The sequence below is a fragment of the Streptosporangiales bacterium genome, from assembly GCA_009379955.1.
Taxonomy (GTDB): Bacteria; Actinomycetota; Actinomycetes; order Streptosporangiales; family WHST01; genus WHST01.
In genome coordinates, this window is the sequence record WHST01000003.1 from 81,224 (window position 1) to 97,391 (window position 16,168).

Annotated in this window: 15 protein-coding genes; 11 read left to right on the forward strand and 4 right to left on the reverse strand. The window is 70.8% G+C overall.

The annotated features are described in order from the left end of the window. Positions 1–4: 4 nt before the first annotated feature. The gene (locus GEV10_01745) at positions 5–655 is read left to right on the forward strand and encodes a TetR family transcriptional regulator (protein ID MQA77202.1); all 651 of its coding nucleotides are present in this window, start codon (positions 5–7) and stop codon (positions 653–655) included. Positions 656–832: 177 nt separating this feature from the next. Here GEV10_01745 and GEV10_01750 read toward each other — a convergent pair whose 3' ends face one another. Next, positions 833–2,023 (reverse strand): anhydro-N-acetylmuramic acid kinase, encoded by a 1,191-nt coding sequence (locus GEV10_01750; protein ID MQA77203.1) that lies wholly within the window; start codon positions 2,021–2,023, stop codon positions 833–835. Further along, positions 2,020–3,171, reverse strand: coding sequence for a serine hydrolase (locus GEV10_01755; GenBank protein MQA77204.1), 1,152 nt, complete (start codon positions 3,169–3,171; stop codon positions 2,020–2,022). The genes GEV10_01750 and GEV10_01755 overlap by 4 nt, the downstream gene beginning before the upstream one ends. Before the next feature lie 92 nt (positions 3,172–3,263). Here GEV10_01755 and GEV10_01760 point away from each other — a divergent pair, with 92 nt between their 5' ends. From GEV10_01760 to GEV10_01805, 10 genes are all read left to right on the forward strand, one after another. After that, positions 3,264–4,811 (forward strand): ABC transporter substrate-binding protein, encoded by a 1,548-nt coding sequence (locus GEV10_01760; protein ID MQA77205.1) that lies wholly within the window; start codon positions 3,264–3,266, stop codon positions 4,809–4,811. Between the two features lie 22 nt (positions 4,812–4,833). Beyond that, a complete protein-coding gene (locus tag GEV10_01765; GenBank protein ID MQA77206.1) occupies positions 4,834–5,796 on the forward strand; it encodes an ABC transporter permease subunit in 963 nt (320 codons plus the stop codon). Continuing rightward, on the forward strand, positions 5,793–6,680 hold the full coding sequence (locus tag GEV10_01770) for an ABC transporter permease subunit (GenBank protein MQA77207.1): 888 nt from the start codon (positions 5,793–5,795) through the stop codon (positions 6,678–6,680). Before GEV10_01765 ends, GEV10_01770 begins: the two co-directional genes overlap by 4 nt. Continuing rightward, on the forward strand, positions 6,677–7,657 hold the full coding sequence (locus tag GEV10_01775; GenBank protein ID MQA77208.1) for an ATP-binding cassette domain-containing protein: 981 nt from the start codon (positions 6,677–6,679) through the stop codon (positions 7,655–7,657). Before GEV10_01770 ends, GEV10_01775 begins: the two co-directional genes overlap by 4 nt. A gap of 14 nt (positions 7,658–7,671) precedes the next feature. Continuing rightward, entirely contained in the window at positions 7,672–8,652 is a 981-nt protein-coding gene (locus GEV10_01780) for an ATP-binding cassette domain-containing protein (GenBank protein ID MQA77209.1), read from the forward strand. A gap of 192 nt (positions 8,653–8,844) precedes the next feature. After that, positions 8,845–10,449 carry a long-chain-fatty-acid--CoA ligase gene (locus GEV10_01785; protein ID MQA77210.1) on the forward strand — a complete coding sequence of 535 codons (1,605 nt, stop codon included), beginning with the start codon at positions 8,845–8,847 and terminating at the stop codon, positions 10,447–10,449. A gap of 18 nt (positions 10,450–10,467) precedes the next feature. Further along, the gene (locus GEV10_01790) at positions 10,468–10,710 is read left to right on the forward strand and encodes a hypothetical protein (GenBank protein ID MQA77211.1); all 243 of its coding nucleotides are present in this window, start codon (positions 10,468–10,470) and stop codon (positions 10,708–10,710) included. Between the two features lie 50 nt (positions 10,711–10,760). Beyond that, positions 10,761–11,825, forward strand: coding sequence for an iron chelate uptake ABC transporter family permease subunit (locus GEV10_01795; protein MQA77212.1), 1,065 nt, complete (start codon positions 10,761–10,763; stop codon positions 11,823–11,825). Next, positions 11,822–12,931: an iron chelate uptake ABC transporter family permease subunit gene (locus tag GEV10_01800; GenBank protein ID MQA77213.1), complete on the forward strand. Its 1,110-nt coding sequence runs from the start codon at positions 11,822–11,824 to the stop codon at positions 12,929–12,931. The genes GEV10_01795 and GEV10_01800 overlap by 4 nt, the downstream gene beginning before the upstream one ends. Before the next feature lie 34 nt (positions 12,932–12,965). Continuing rightward, entirely contained in the window at positions 12,966–13,805 is an 840-nt protein-coding gene (locus GEV10_01805) for an ATP-binding cassette domain-containing protein (protein MQA77214.1), read from the forward strand. 22 nt (positions 13,806–13,827) lie between these two features. Here GEV10_01805 and GEV10_01810 read toward each other — a convergent pair whose 3' ends face one another. Then, a complete protein-coding gene (locus GEV10_01810; protein MQA77215.1) occupies positions 13,828–14,799 on the reverse strand; it encodes an ABC transporter substrate-binding protein in 972 nt (323 codons plus the stop codon). Between the two features lie 310 nt (positions 14,800–15,109). After that, positions 15,110–16,003: an SIS domain-containing protein gene (locus tag GEV10_01815; protein MQA77216.1), complete on the reverse strand. Its 894-nt coding sequence runs from the start codon at positions 16,001–16,003 to the stop codon at positions 15,110–15,112. Between the last annotated feature and the right edge of the window lie 165 nt (positions 16,004–16,168).

Sequence of the window (16,168 nt, forward strand, 5' to 3'; positions counted from 1 at the left end):
AGACGTGGTGGGGGGCGAGGTGACGGGGCGCCGAGGGCGAACCAAGCAGGATCGTTACGAGCAGCTGCTCGACACGGCCGCCAAGGTCTTCGCCGCCAACGGCTACGCGGAGGCCACGATCCACCAGATCGCGGCGGAGATGGAGATGACCGGCGCCGCCGTCTACTACTACGTCAAGAGCAAGGACGAGCTGCTCTACAACATCTGGAAACGTGCCGGCGCGCGGCTACAGGACGCGCTCGACGAGGTCATGAAGCTCGACGTCCCGCCCGCCGAGAAGCTGCAGCTCGCGTTCCATCGGCACCTCGAGATGATCATCACCGACAAGCCGATCTTCGAGGTGCTGATCCTCCAGCGGTCCCGCCTGCCCGAGTACGGCCGCGACGACCTGGTCGCCGACGAACGCCGGTACGTCAGGACGTTGACCGAGCTGCTGAAGGAGTTCCCTCCCGGCGCGCTCCGCGGCGACGACCCGCACGTCCTCGCCCTCGGCATCATCGCGATGCTCAACGGCGTCCTCCGGTGGTACGCCCCCCGGCAGCGGATGAACCTCGCCGAGATCGCACGCCTCTACTTCGAGGTATTCGCCCACGGCGCCGTCGTCGAACCCACCGCGGCCAAGCGCAGCACCCGCAAGCGAGCCGCGAAGCCCTGACCCGGCCGGGTCACCGCAGTCCCACCCCCGCTGGGGTCCCCACCAGGGGTGGACACCACGACCGGGGACCCCAGCAGGGGCCAGCACCACAACCGGGGACCCCAGCAGGGGCCAGCACCGCAACCGGGGACCCCAACGAGGGCCAGCACCACGACCGGGGACCCCAGCAGGGCTTGGTCACGGACCGAGGACGACGAGGCGACGTGGCATCGCCGGCGCCGGGGCGGGTAGCCGTAGCGGCGCGCGGCCCGCGGTGATCGAGCCGAGAACGGAGGGGGCGGACGCGCCCGTGGCCGTGGGGATCGTCGCGGGGAGGCCGTGCCAGGTCAGGAAGCCGAGCAGGGCGAAGGCGTACGCCTCCTTCGCCGCCGACGGCAGGCCGTACTCCTCGACCGTCGTCAGCTCCGTGGGCGCGCATCGCTCCCGTATCCGTGCCATGAGCACCGGGTTGCGCACGCCGCCGCCGGCGACGACGAGCTCGCGCAGCGCGTCGGCGCGGCAGGCGCGTCCGACGAGCTCGGCGGTCAGCTCGGTCAGGGTCGCGACGAGGTCGTCCGGCTCCACGGGTACGCCCGAGTCGCGTTCCACCAGGGCGACCAGGTCGCTGACGTACGCCGCGTGGAACAGCTCCTTGCCCGTCGACTTCGGCGCGGGCAAGGCGTAGTACGGCTCGTCGAGCAGCCGGGCAAGCAGGTCGTCGCGCACCCGGCCGCGTGCCGCCCGGGCGCCGTCGAGGTCCATCGCCTCCGCGCCGTCCGTGAGCCCGGCGACAGCGGCGTCGATGAGCGCGTTGGCAGGCCCGAGATCCCAGGCGAGCACCTCGCCGTCCCTGCGCAGGGTGATGTTCGCGATGCCGCCCAGGTTGAGCGAGCCGCGCGGCTCGTCGCCGGCGAGGATCAGCAGGGCGTCGAGCAGCGAGACCAGTGGCGCGCCGTGGCCGCCGCGGGTGATGTCGCGGGTGCGCAGGTCGGAGACGACGGGGCAGCCGCACGCCTCGGCGATCCAGGCCGCGGCTCCGAGCTGCAACGTGCCGAGCGCCTGCCGTCCCTCCACCCAGTGGTAGACGGTCTGACCGTGCGAGACGACGAGGTCCGCCGTACCGCCGGCGAGCTCGCGCACACCGCGCGCCGCGGCCGCGCCGAACAGCCGGCCGAGGTCGGTGTCGAGCCGGCACACCTCCTCGAGCGTCGTGGCGGCGGGCGGCAGCGCGGCGGCGACCCGGGCCCGCAGGTCGGCAGGGAACTCGACGCTCAGCGTGCCCCTCGTCGTCGCGACGACCGTGTCACCGTCGAACGCGAGGTCCGCCACCGCCACCTCGACGGCGTCGTACGACGTGCCGCTGATCATCCCGACCACCCGCAGGCTCATGAGTCACGCTCCAGGAGATGCGCGTGCGCACCGGTCAGGGTCTCGCGCCACAGCGGTTCGAACGGCGGGGGCGGCGGCGGTGCCTGGCGATGCAGCCGGTTGGTGAGCAGCACCAGCGTCGCGTCGAACTCGGGGAACACCGCGAACCCGATGCCGGGGAAGCCGGTGTGGCCCACCGCCGTCGTCGTACGCCCATCGACGGTGGACGTCCAGACGCGGAACCCGAGCGCTTGCCCCGGATCCGGGCCCTCGGCGAAGAACGTCCGCACGATCTCGCCTCGCCACGCGACGTCCTCGGTGAGCGAACCGAGCAGGGCCCGACCGAACTGCAGCAGGTCCGTCGCCGACGCGAACAGCCCCGCGTGCCCGGCCACGCCGCCGAACGCATGGTAGGCGTTGCCGTCGTCGACCTCGCCCCGCCGTACGCGGTCCCGCCAGCCGTCGAACGCGTCCGCCGAGACCGTGACGGGGTACGGTTCCCCGGTCTCGATCATGTGCCGCTCGACCACGTCGCCGGGCGCTCCGGCGGCGACCTCGGCTCCCCTCGGCGCCCCGCCGAGACGTGCCGAGGTCATCTCGAACGGGCCGAGCACGAGCATCGAGCCCGCGTAGAGCAGCGACATCCCGCCGACCTTCTCGGCGATCCGGCCCAGGGCCATGAAGCCGAGGTCGGAGTAGTGCCGGCCGGAGTGCGGCGGATAGCGCAGCGGCAGTCCGGTGACGACACCCATGGCAGCATCCGGATCGCTCGCGGTGACGTAGGTCGGCCACCACTCCCACAGCCCCGCACGGTGGTGGAGCAGATCGGCGACGGTGACGTCCGGCAGGTGCCCCGCACCCGGCCAGGGGTCGAGGAACCGCCGCACCGGATCGTCGAGGCCGAGCTCGCCGGCATCCACGTACGTCATGAGTGCCGCTGTGGTCACGACGACCTTCGTGACCGAGCCCATGTCGTGCACGGTGCGCGCGGTCATCGGGAGCGGCGTCGCGAGCTCGCCGGCGTCGGTGAAGACCTGACGGCTGCCCCGACTGTGCACGGTCGCCCGCTCGTCGTCGCCGATAGCGAGGGCGACGCTGGCACCGGGAGGCCCGGTGCGACCGTGCGGGTCGACGGCACGCTCGACAGCGCGGAGGAACGGAGGGGCCACGCCTTGGAAGTTAGCAGTTCACTTCCTTGATTGCCGGAGAGGTCAATGACTAACCTCAAGCGTTCACTCTTCCCCGGCCCGGAGGTAGCCCGATGGCTCCGCACCGCCGCGCGATCGCCGCGATCGCCTGTCTCACCACCGCGGCCGCCCTCGCCGCCTGCGCACCCGCCGGGTCCGAGTCGGCCGAGGAGAAGAAGCCGTCCGGGAAGTTCGTCGTCGCCCGCACCGGCGACCTCGACAAGCTCGACCCGCACGTCGCCACGGCGTTCCAGACCATCGACACGCTGAGCATGATCTACGAGCCGCTCGTCCGCGTCGACGCGAAGGGCAAGCTGATCCCCGCGCTCGCGACGAAGTGGGAGCCGTCCGACGGCGGGCGCACGATGACCTTCACGCTCCGCAAGGGCGTGAAGTGGCAGAACGGCGACCCGTTCACGTCCGCGGACGTGAAGGCGAGCATCGACCGCATCCTCGACGAGAAGACCGGAGCGGTCGCCAGGTCCAACATCGCGGTCATCGACGAGGTGACCACGCCCGACGACCAGACCGCCGTCTTCGAGCTCTCCGCGCCGAACAGCGCCCTGCTCTACGCCCTCGTGTCGGTGAACTCAGCGATGGTCCACGAGGCCGACGTCGAAGCTGGCACCGTCGACAAGGAGCCGAACGGCACGGGCGCCTTCGCCTGGAAGTCGCGCAACCAGGGTCAGCAGGTGCTGCTCACCGGCAACAAGGACTACTGGGGTGGGGCGCCGAAGATCGGCGAGCTCGAGTTCCGGGTGATCCCGACCGAGTCGTCGATCCTGTCCGGCATGCGCGCGGGCACGTTCCAGCTCGGCATGCTCTCCGACCCGAGCGTTGCGAAGCAGGCAGGCGACAAGGGCGGCGACTTCAGCGTCGTCAAGGAGGCGGCACTCTCGTACCACACGCTGATGCTCAACGGCCGCCGCGGACCGCTGAAGGACGTCCGGGTGCGGCAGGCGATCGCGTGCGCGATCGACCGGCAGGAGGTCGTCGACACGGCGGCGTTCGGCGACGGACGCGTCACCGGACCGATCACCAGCCCGGCGTTCCCGTACGACGCGACCGACGGCCTGCCGTGCGAGCCGGGCGACACGGCCGCGGCGAAGAAGCTGCTCGCGGACGCCGGCCACACCGACGACGTGAAGCTGCGGACGATCGTGCAGACCGGCGAGTACGCGACGGCCGTGGCGGAAGGGCAGAACCTGCAGGCACAGCTGAAGAAGATCGGCGTGACGCTGGAGCTCGACCAGCTCAGCACCGACCCCTTCGTCACGGCATGGCTCGAGGCCGACTTCGACGCCTCCGTCGCCCTCAACGGCGGCAGCTACGACCCGTACCTGATGTACGGCCGCTACTTCACCGAGGGCGGCAGCCTCGCCAAGGCCGCCGGCCTCGACTCCAAGAGACTGCACTCGTTGCTGTCCAAGGGCAACGCGACCACTGACGAGGCGACGCGTACGTCCACGTATCGACAGCTGCAGGAGCGACTGCTCGAGGAGTCGCCGTGGGTGTGGTTGTTCCGCGGCGACAACTACTACCTGGTGGGCAAGGACGTGAAGGGCTTCGAGGCCCGTCCCGACGGGTCGCTGTTCTCGCTCACCACGACGTCGGTGGGCTGACCGCACGGTGTCGCGCGGGAGCATGTGGCGCTGGGCGGCCCGCCGGCTGCTCGGCACGGCGCTGACGCTCGCGGGCGTCACCGTCGTGGTGTTCCTCGTGCTGCGCGCGATCCCCGGCGACGCCATCACGGCGGCGCTCGGCATCGAGTCAGGCACGCTCACCGACGCGCAACGCGTGGCACTCGAGCGTTACTACGGGCTCGACAAGTCGCTGCTCGGGCAGTTCGCGACGTGGGTGCTCGCGTTGCTGCAGGGCAACCTCGGCGTCTCGCTGAGCACCGGCATCCCGGTCGCCGAGCTGATCGGGTCCGCGTTACCGGTGACCGTCGAGCTCGCCGTCGTCGCCACGCTCATCGGCACGCCGGTCGGCGTCGCGATGGGCGTGCTCGCGGCGAGCGGCCCTGGTCGGGCGCGCGACGGCCTCACGCAGGGCGCCGGACTGCTCGGCCTCGCCCTCCCTGAGTTCGTCCTCGCCACGCTCGTGGTCGCCGTGCTCGCGGAGGCGTTCGGCTACTTCCCCGACACCGGCACGTTCGTGCCGCTGACGGAGAACGTCGGCGGCAACCTGAGCCAGATCCTCTACCCGGCCCTGGTGCTGTCCATCGGGCTCGCGGCCAACGTCATGCGCACGACGCGGTCCGCGTACGCCGACGTCGTGGAATCCGACTTCGTCCGCACCGCGCGCGGCAAGGGCGTCCGCGAGGGCAGGATCCGTGGCGTGCACGTGCTGCGCAACGCGTCCGTGCCGATCGTGACGCTGGCCGGCATCCAGTTCGGCTACCTGCTCGGCGGCACCGTCATCATCGAGCAGGTCTTCGCGCTGCCCGGCCTCGGCCGGTTGCTGTTCACCGCGATCAACGACCGCGACTACCCGACCGTGCAGAGCACCGTGCTCGTCGTCGCGATCGGGTTCGTCCTCGTCAACCTGCTCGTCGACCTGCTGTACCGGGTCATCGACCCGCGGACGACGGAGGCGGGCGCATGAGCACCACGCTCCCCACCGCCGCAGATCTCGTCGAGACCCCGCTGCGCGGCTGGCGGTCCCTGGTCGCCGGCGTGTGGGCCGACCGCAACGGCCGCATCGGCGTGCTGGTCCTCGCCGCCCTCGTGCTCCTCGCCGTCGCCGGCGTCACCGGCCTGCTGCCGTACGCGCCCACCGACCAGAACCCGGCGATCCGGATGCAGGGTCCGTCGGGTGCGCACTGGTTCGGCACCGACCAGTTCGGCCGCGACATCGCCGTGCGAACGTTCGTGGGCATCGCGACGTCGCTGCGCGTCGCGTTCGTCTCCGTCGCGCTCGCGTGCCTGATCGGCGCGGTGCTCGGCGTCACGGCCGGGTTCTTCCGCGGCTGGTGGGACCAGGTCGTCAGCCGGATCGGCGAGGTGCTCTTCGCCTTCCCCGCGATCCTGCTCGCGCTGGCGGTCATCACCGCGCTCGGCCGCGGTTGGTTCAACACGGCCATCGCGATCGCGGTCGTCTACACGCCGATCTTCGTCCGGGTCTCGCGCGGGCCGACGCTCACCGTGGCGCGGTCGGAGTACGTCAAGGCGGGACGCGTGCTCGGGCTGCCGCTCTCGCGCCTGCTGCTGCGTCACGTCCTGCCCGGCGTGGCCGCGCCGATCGTCGTGCAGGTCACGCTGGCGCTGTCGTGGGCGATCCTCACCGAGTCCGCGCTGTCGTTCCTCGGGCTCGGCACCCAGCCGCCCGACCCGAGCCTCGGCCTGATGGTGTCCGACGCGCGCAACGTCGTCGCGATCGCGTGGTGGTCGATGGCGTTCCCGGCCGCCGCGGTCGTCCTCGCCGTCGTCGGGCTCAACCTCACCGGCGACGGCCTGCGCGCCGCGCTCGACCCACGGGCGCGGCGATGATCCCGGCGACCGTGGACACCGAGGTGCTCCGCGTCGAGGGCCTGCGTACCGCGGTGGGCGATCCCGCCGTCGAGGTCGTCCGCGGCGTCGACCTCGCCGTTGCCGCGGGCGAGACCGTGGGCGTGGTCGGCGAGTCCGGCTCGGGCAAGTCGCTCACCGCACTGTCGGTCGCCGGCCTGTTGCCCGATGGCGTACGGGTGACCGGCGGGTCGGTGCGGTTGGAGGGCCGCGAGGTGCTGCACCTGCCCGAGACCGAGCGGCGGCCGTTGCGCGGACGGACGGTCGGCATGGTCTACCAGGACCCGATGACGTCGCTGAACCCGTTGATGCGCGTCGGCCGGCAGATCGCCGAGGGCCTCACCGCGCACGGATGGACGGCGCAGGACGCGCGCGCCCGTACCCGCGAGGTGCTCGCCGAGGTCGGCATGCCGTCGCCCGACCGCGTGGTGCGCTCGTACCCCCACCAGCTGTCGGGCGGCATGCGCCAGCGGGTGCTCATCGCCTCGGCACTGGCGGCGCGACCGCGGCTGCTCATCGCCGACGAGCCCACCACCGCGCTCGACGTGACGATCCAGCGGCAGATCGTCGAGCTGGTGCGTCGGCTCCGCGACGAGTACGGACTCGCGGTCGTCTGGATCACCCACGACCTCGGCGTGGTGGCGCGGGTCGCCGACCGCATCCTCGTCATGTACGCGGGGCGCGTGGTCGAGGAGGCGACGACACGTGCGCTGTTCGCCGCGCCGCACCACCCGTACGCCGAGGGCCTGCTGCGCTCGATCCCGCCGATGCGCGGCGCCGAGCGGGAGCCGTTGCCGCAGATCGGCGGCATACCCGTCGTGCCGTCGCGGCTGCCCACCGGGTGCCCGCTCGGTCCGCGGTGCCCGCAGCGCGTCGACCGTTGCGACGAGGAGCCGCCGCTCCTCGACCGCGGGGAGAGCAGGGCGGCGTGCTGGGTGCCGCGCGAGGAGTGGCTGTGAACGCTGAACGGCCGATGATCGAGGTGCGCGACCTGGTCAAGCGCTACACCGTGCCCGGGCGGGGCACGGTGCGCGCGCTCGCGGGCGTGAGCTTCGACGTGGCGCGCGGCGAGACTCTCGGGCTGGTCGGCGAGAGCGGATGCGGCAAGTCGACGACGGCGCAGCTGCTCGTCCGCCTCGAGCGGCCGACGTCCGGCACGATCCGGATCGCCGGCGAGGACGTCGCGCACGCGCGCGGGGCGCGGCTGCGGCGGCTGCGGCGCACGGTCCAGCTGGTGTTCCAGGACCCGTACGCGTCGCTCAACCCGCGGATGCGCGTCGGCACCGCGATCGAGGAGGTGCTGGCGGTCCACGACGCGTCGACGACCGCGGCGTCCCGTCGCGCGCGGGTGGCGGAGCTGCTCGGCCTGGTCGGGCTGCCGGCGTCGACGGCCGACCGGCTGCCCGGCCGGCTCTCCGGCGGTCAGCGGCAGCGCGTCGGCATCGCCCGCGCCCTCGCGGTACGACCCGACGTGCTCGTGCTCGACGAGCCGGTCTCGGCACTCGACGTGTCGGTGCGCGCCGAGGTGATGAACCTGGTCGCACGGCTGCGCGACGAGCTCGGCCTCACGTGCGTCTTCATCTCCCACGACCTCGGCATGGTGCGCCACATTGCCGACCGGATCGCGGTCATGTACCTGGGCGAGATCGTGGAGCTCGGCTCCTGGCGCACCGTCTCTGACGAGCCGCTCCACCCGTACGCCCGCGCCCTGCAGGAGGCCGTCCCCGTCGCCGACCCGGCGGCCGAGGCGGCCTGGTCGGCACGCCCGCTCGCCGGCGAGGTACCCGACGCCGCCCACCCGCCGACGGGCTGCACCTTCCACCCGCGCTGCCCGCTCGCCGAGGACGTCTGCCGGACGACGGCGCCCCCGTTGCTGCCCGTCGACACCGGCGACGGCGAGGAGCACCTCGTCGCCTGCCACGTCGTCGCCCGCACCCACGGATCGTCGGACTGAGGATGATCCCCCTCGGGTGCAGCCCTGCGCGACGGCCCTCGCGAATGATCACGTTCAGTTGGTGAAGCCGCACCGAACACGGCGCATGCGCCATGGGAAGTGCGTACTCACCGTGGGAAGTGGCCTCGTCGGACCGACGGCAGCGCCGGGCGAGTCTGGTCAGCGCACCTCAGCGCTGCCACGATGGCGACCATGACGGGCGCAGCCGACACCTGGTACACCCCGCTCACGCCGCTGGCGTTCCTCGGCCGCAGCGCCGAGGTGTTCGCAGACAAGACGGCAATCGCGTACGGCGACCGGCGCCAGACGTACGCCGAGTTCGGCGGCGAGGCCACGCGTCTCGCCCACGCGCTGCGCGCGAGCGGGATCGGGCCGGGCGACCGGGTCGCGTACCTGCTGCCGAACATCCCGGAGATGCTGGTCGCACACTTCGGGGTGTCACTGGCAGGTGCCGTGCTCGTGGCGATCAACACCAGGCTGGCGCCCGAGGAGGTCCGCCACATCTGCGACCACTCGGGTGCGCGGATGCTGGTGGTCGACGCCGGGCTGCACCCCACCGTCGCGCCGGTGGTCGGCCGCCTCGCCACGGTGGAGGAGGTCGTCACCGTGGTCGACCCCGCCTCGGGGTGCGCTCCCGACCCGGCCGTCAGCGGTCCCTCGTACGAGGAGCTGCTCGCCCGCGGCGACGACCGCCCGCTGCCGTGGGCCGTCGACGACGAGCGGTCGACGATCTCGATCAACTACACCTCGGGCACGACGGGGCAGCCCAAGGGCGTGATGTACCACCATCGCGGCGCGTACCTCAACGCACTCGCCGAGGCCGTCCACTCCCGGCACACCCCCGAGTCGGTCTACCTGTGGACGCTGCCGATGTTCCACTGCAACGGCTGGTGCACCACGTGGGGCGTCACCGCCGTCGGCGGTACGCACGTGTGCCTGCGGGCGGTGGACCCCGCCGAGATCTGGCGACTGCTCGACACGGAGGGCATCACCCACCTCAACGGCGCACCCACCGTGCTCGTCTCGATCGCGAACGCGAAGCAGGCGCACCCGTTCGGCCGCGAGATCGTCGTGACGACCGCCGGCGCAGCACCGAGCCCGACGGTCATCGCGCGGATGGAGGACCTCGGCGCGCGGATCGTGCACGTGTACGGCCTCACCGAGACTTACGGTCCGTACTCGGTCTGCGAGTGGCAGCAGGGCTGGCCGCGCCTCGACGTGGCCGACCGGGCGAGGCTGCTCGCCCGGCAGGGTGTGGGCATGGTGTCGACCGACGGGATCCGCGTCGTCGACCCCGAGACCATGCTCGACGTGCCGCGCGACGGCGAGACGATCGGCGAGGCCGTCATGCGCGGCAACAACGTCATGTCCGGCTACTTCGACGACGCCGAGGCGACCGCGGAGGCGTTCCGCGGCGGCTGGTTCCACTCCGGCGATCTCGGCGTCTGGCACGCGGACGGGTACGTCGAGCTGCGCGACCGGGCCAAGGACATCATCGTCTCCGGCGGCGAGAACATCTCGACGATCGAGGTGGAACGCGCGATCGACTCCCACCCCACGGTCCTCGAGGTGGCCGTCGTGGGCGTGCCGGACGAGAAGTGGGGAGAACGGCCCAAGGCGTTCGTCGTACTCCGCGAGGGCGCCGCCGCGACGAGGGACGAGATCGTCGACCACGTCCGCGGCCGGCTCGCCAGGTACAAGGCGCCGGACAGCGTCGAGTTCGTCGACGCGCTGCCGAAGACGTCGACCGGCAAGATCCAGAAGTTCCAGCTCCGCGACCGCGAACGACCGCAGTAGCGGTCACGGAGGCATGTCGTGACAGATGGTTCGGACACCTTCTTCGCCGGGCTCGCCGGCCTGCTCTTCGTCGCTGCCGGCATCCACGGCGTGGTGCGGCCGGTACAGGCGTGGCGCCTGCAGTACTTCTTCACCCGAGTGATGTTCCGCAACCCCGAGCCGTCCCGCGCCGGCCTGGTCCTGACGCGGATCGGCGGGATCGTCTCGATCCTCATCGGCCTGGCGTGGATCGCGCTCCTGGTGATGCTGCGCTACCGCTGACTGCTGGACGTTGGCGCCGTGATCGAACGGGCTGAGGTTAGGCTAACCTCATGTCCGTGGTCGCGCCTCCTTCCGCGCAGGAGCCGCCGAGTACCCCGGACTCCCCACTGGCAGGCCCGCGCCGGCGACTGACCCTCGGCCTGCTGGCGTGCGCGGTGGTCCTCGTCGCCACCAGCGTGGCCAGCGTGGCGATCGGTACCGAGAATGTCGCGCCCCACGAGGTGTGGAGCGCGCTGACGCACTACACCGACCGCGGGAACGAGTGGATCGTCCGCGACCTGCGGGTCCCGCGAACCGTGCTCGCAATCGTCGTCGGGGTCGCGATCGGGCTCAGCGCATCGTTGATCCAGGCGGTCACCCGTAACCCCCTGGCCGACGCCCAGGTGCTCGGCGTGAACTCCGGCGCCAGCCTGTGCGTCGTCTGGGCGATCTCTTTCCTCGGCGCCCAGCGGATCACCGACTATCTCTGGTTCGCCTTCGCCGGGGCGATGGCGGGTATCGTCATCGTCTACCTCGTCAGCTCGCTGAGTCGTGCGGCGGGCAATCCGGTGCAGATGCTGCTGGCGGGCGTGGCCCTGGGCGCGATCATGGACGGGGCGAACTTCACCGTCCGCCTGCATGATCCGCGGGCATTCGACGCCATGCGCTTCTGGGATACCGGAGCCCTGGACGAACGTCCGTTGTCGGTCACCGCTGTCGTCGCGCCGTTCGTCGTGGTCGGCATGATCCTCTGCTTCGCCGTGAGCCGTTCGCTCAACGTGGTGGCGATGGGCGACGACCTGGCGACGGCCATGGGTGGTCGCCTACGCCGTACCCGGGTCACGGCTCTGGTCGCCGTCACCTTGCTGGCGGGGGCCGCCACCGCGGCCTGCGGCCCGATCGGCTTCATCGGGCTGATGGTCCCGCACATCGTGCGCCGGCTGACCGGGCCCGACTGGCGCTGGATCATGGCCTACAGCACGATGGTGGGCCCCTCGCTCCTGTTGGTCGCCGATGTGGTGGGCCGCCTGATCATCCGTCCGTCGGAACTGCCGGCCGGCATCGTCACCGCCTTCATCGGTGCACCGGTGCTGATCTGGTTGATCCGCCGGGAGTCGGCGCGAGCGGGCCGATGAGGACTGCACGACCGCGGGCGACCGCCCACCCGGGATCGGGCAGGGGAAGCGACACGGCCATCGCGTGGCGCCACCGACAGTTCGTCCTGCGGGTCGGCGGCCGCTCGGTCCGGGTCAGTCACCGCGCCCTGGTGGCGACCGTGACCTCGGTCGTCGCTGCGGCCGTGCTCGCCGTCTTCGCGCTCGGCGCAGGCGAGTTCCCCGTCTCGCCGGGCAAGGTGATCTCGGTGCTGATCGGCACGGACGACTCGTTCGCCCGCGTGGTGGTGCTGGAGTGGCGGATGCCACGCATCGTCAGCGCGCTGATCATCGGGGCGGCGCTCGGGATGGCCGGAGCGATCTTCCAGACGCTCACCCGCAACCCGCTCGGCAGCCCGGACATCATCGGTTTCAACGTCGGCGCCTACACCGGCGCCCTGGTGGTGATCGCCACCATCGGTCGTGACTACGCCCGCACCGCGGTCGGCGCGCTCCTCGGTGGGCTCGCGGTGGCGACCGTGGTCTACCTGCTGTCTCGCAAGCGGGGCACCGTCCACGGGGTGCGGTTGATCGTCGTCGGCATCGCCGTGAGCGCCGTGATGAGCTCGGTCAACCAGTGGATCATCGTCAAGATCGACCTGCACGCCGCCACCACGGCAGCGGTGTGGGCGCAGGGCACGCTCAACGGGCTCGACTGGGCCCAGGCCGTCCCCCTGGGGATCTGCTTCGTCCTGGTCACCGTGTTGCTCGGGCTCACCGGTCCGTCCCTGACCATCATGCAGATGGGCGACGACGCGGCCGGAGCACTCGGCCTGCGCACCGAACGCGTCCGGGCCCACTTCTTCGTGCTCGGCGTCGCTCTCGTGGCACTCGCCGCCGCGGCGGCCGGACCGATCTCCTTCGTCGCCCTGGCGGCACCACAGATCGCCCGGCGGCTGACCTCCGGCCCCGGCGTGGGAATGACGTCGTCCGCGGTCACCGGTGCCGTCCTGCTCCTGGCGAGCGACCTCATCGCGCTCCGCGCCCTCGCCCCCACGGAGTTGCCGGTCGGAGCCGTCACGGTCTGCCTGGGTGGCGCCTATCTGGTCTTCCTGCTCGTCACCCAAGGACGACGGCGTGCCCGATGAACGACCCTCCCCGATACCTGCCGACAGGACTCCGATGAACTCCACCGCCGCCCAGCCGGGAACTCCTGACCGCAGCGGACGGCTGGGCGCGCGTGACATCACGCTCGGCTACGACCAGCGCCCGGTCATCACCGGACTCGACATCGACATCCTGCACGGCGGCGTCACCGCCATCGTCGGCCCCAACGCCTGCGGCAAGTCGACCCTGCTACGCGGCCTGGCCAGACTGCTGCACCCGATCGCGGGACACGTCGTCCTCGACGGCGAGGACATCCAGCGGCTTCCCACCCGGCTGGTGGCCCGCCGGCTCGGCCTGCTGCCCCAGACGTCGATAGCTCCCGAGGGCATCTCGGTGGCCGACCTGGTCGCGCGAGGACGGTTCCCGCACCAGGGTCTGATGCACCAGTGGTCACGCGCGGACGAGGAGGCGGTGATCGCAGCGATGACGGCGACGGGCGTGACGGAGCTGTCGGGGCGGCTGGTCGACGAGCTCTCCGGTGGTCAGCGGCAGCGCGTCTGGGTGGCGATGGTGCTGGCTCAGGACACCGAGCTGGTGTTGCTCGACGAGCCGACGACGTTCCTCGACATCTCCCACCAGGTGGAGCTGCTTGACCTGTTGGTCGCACTGAACCGCGATCGCGGCCGCACGGTGGTCGCCGTGCTCCACGATCTCAACCACGCCTGCCGGTTCGCCGACCAGCTCGTGGTGATGCACGACGGCACCGTCGTCATCCAGGGCGACCCGGTCGACATCGTCACCGCCGAGCTGATCGAGCACGTCTACGGACTGTCCTGCACGATCATCGACGACCCACTGACCGGCACGCCGCTGGTCATTCCTCGCCCGTCGAAGCACACCCGCATCCGCCGCTGACGACCCCGCGCGTCCTCCCCGCTCAGCTGTTCGTCAGGTCGCCGACCGGCCTGCCGTTGACCGCGTTGGCGAGTTGCGGAACCAGCACGTCGAGAGCGTGCAGCAGTGCCTTCGGTCCGCTGTACGACAGCGCTCCGCTGAGATCGGAGTCGAACGAGGTGTAGAGGGCCCGGTCGTCCTTGACGACGTCCAGCCGGTTGAAGGCGAGCGAGGCGAGCATTTGCTTCTCGGTGGCGCCGTTGACGAACAGCACGTCCTCGTCGAGCAGCGAGAGCTTCTCCTCGCTGACATCACCCACGGTGTCCTGGGCGGCGAAACCCAGGGCGTCGAAAAGGGTGCGCCGGGGGTCGCCCGCACCGATCAGGTAGTGGCCGCCGTCCTCGGGACCGAAGTCCACGACCAGCACCTTGTCCGCGAACTCAGGGTTGGCCTTCACCGCCTCGTCGATCTTCGCCTCCACCTGGTCGACCAGGCGCCTGGCCTCGTCCGCCTTGCCGAGCGCCTTGCCGACGGTGAGCATCTGCACGTCCCAGGGCGTCTCCTCGTCCTTGTAGTCGTCCGATTGGATGACCGTCGGCGCGATCGTGGACAGCCGCTCGTAGGTCTTCTTGTCGATCGTCTCGTAGATCGCGAAGATGACGTCCGGCTTCTCCTTGGCGATCGCCTCGTAGTTGATCCCGTCGCCGCCGAGCGCCTTGACCCCCTTGCCGTCGGTCGCGTCCTGCACCCAGGAGAAGTCGTTGTACTCGTCGAACCACGCTCGGGTCGCCACCGGCACCACGCCCAGGGCGAGTACGAAGTCCTGGTCGTTCCACCCGACGGTCACCACCCGGTCGGCACCTTCGGGGACCTTCGTGGTGCCGAACTTGTGCGAGACGGAGATCGTGGCGACGCCCTTGTCGGACGCGTCGGAGGAGGAGCCACAGCCTGCCACCGCCAGGACCAGGGAGAGCCCCAGGACGAGAGCCGCGAGTCGGCGGACGGTGGTCGGGATGGATCGGCGCAACGGACGCTCCCTCGCATGGGCGGTACAGGCACGGCCAAGATTAGCTTAGGCTACCCTAATTCTCGCCGCGAACGCCGCGCGTTCGTGCGCGCGTGCCCATGGTTCCGAACAATGCATGCCTGGGTGGAGCTGAGGGGATTTGAACCCCTGGAAGCGAGTCCTCAGCCTCGACGTGAACGTTCCGACGACCGAGCAAACGTGCCTCGCGGCGATGCGATGGGAGTGTTACCGCCAACTTCGTGGCAGGACCTGTGGGGTGGTTGTCCGGTCGCCCATGGGTCGCCGCGCCGGCTGTGGGCTAGATGCGGTGGTCTATGAGGGCGTCGGCGGTGAGGCGTTGGGCGCGCTCGGCTCGCTCGGGTTGGGCGAGGGTGATGCTTACCCGGAGGGCGTCGAGGATGGCGAGGTGGACCAGCCGGCTGGTCATTGCTTCCACTTGGTGGTGGGTTTCGGCGGAGCCAGCGATGAGCGCGAGGTCGCACAGCTCGGTGAGTGGCGAGCGGGCGAAGCTGGTGATCGCGATGCAGGTAGCGCCGGCGGTGCGTGCGGCTCGCATGGTGGTGAGGGTTTCTCGCGTCTGTCCGGTGTGGCTGATGGCGAGAGCGACGGTGTCTGCTCCGGCGAGTTGGGCCATGACGTGTTGCATGTGGGTGTCGGCGGTGGTCTCGGCGTGGATGCCGACGCTGCGGAACCGGTACGCGGCGTCCTGTGCCAGTGGCGCGGACGTGCCGACGCCTACAAGCAGGAGGTGTGTGGCCTTGCCGATAGCGTCGACCGCACGGTTGAAGGTTGCCGGGGTGACGGCGCGGGTGGCTTCAGTCAAAGCCGTGGCGCTGACATTGAGGACTGCGGCGAGCGCGGCGGCGGGTGGGTCGCTGGCGGTGACGTCCTGGATGGGAGTGGCCGGCGTGTGTGGGCCGTCGGCGGCGAGTCGGAGCTTGAGGTCCTGGAAGCCGCGTAGCTCGAGGTCGTCCTGGCAGAACCGTACGACGCTGCCGACCGAGGTGTTGCTGCGGGCAGCGACGTCGGTGACGGTGAGCTGCACGACGGCGGATGGGTCGGCGAGGATGACCTGGCCGATGCGCTGCGCGGTGGCTGACAGGTTCGGTAGCAGCGCGCGCAGTCGTCCACTGATCGACTCCCGTCCGTCCTCGGCGCGGTCAGCTGCCACTTCGCCTGCTTGGGTGTTCATGAGGCGAGAATAGGCAGGCTGGAACGCATTTCAACGGTAGAGCCATTCACGGGATGGATGTTCTATCCGTGTTCACCTTCGCTTCCGGTTGGTGTTTCCGCGGCGGGGTTACCGTCGCCGGCATGAGAACCAGTGACCAGCAAGGGATCCGCACCACTCATACCG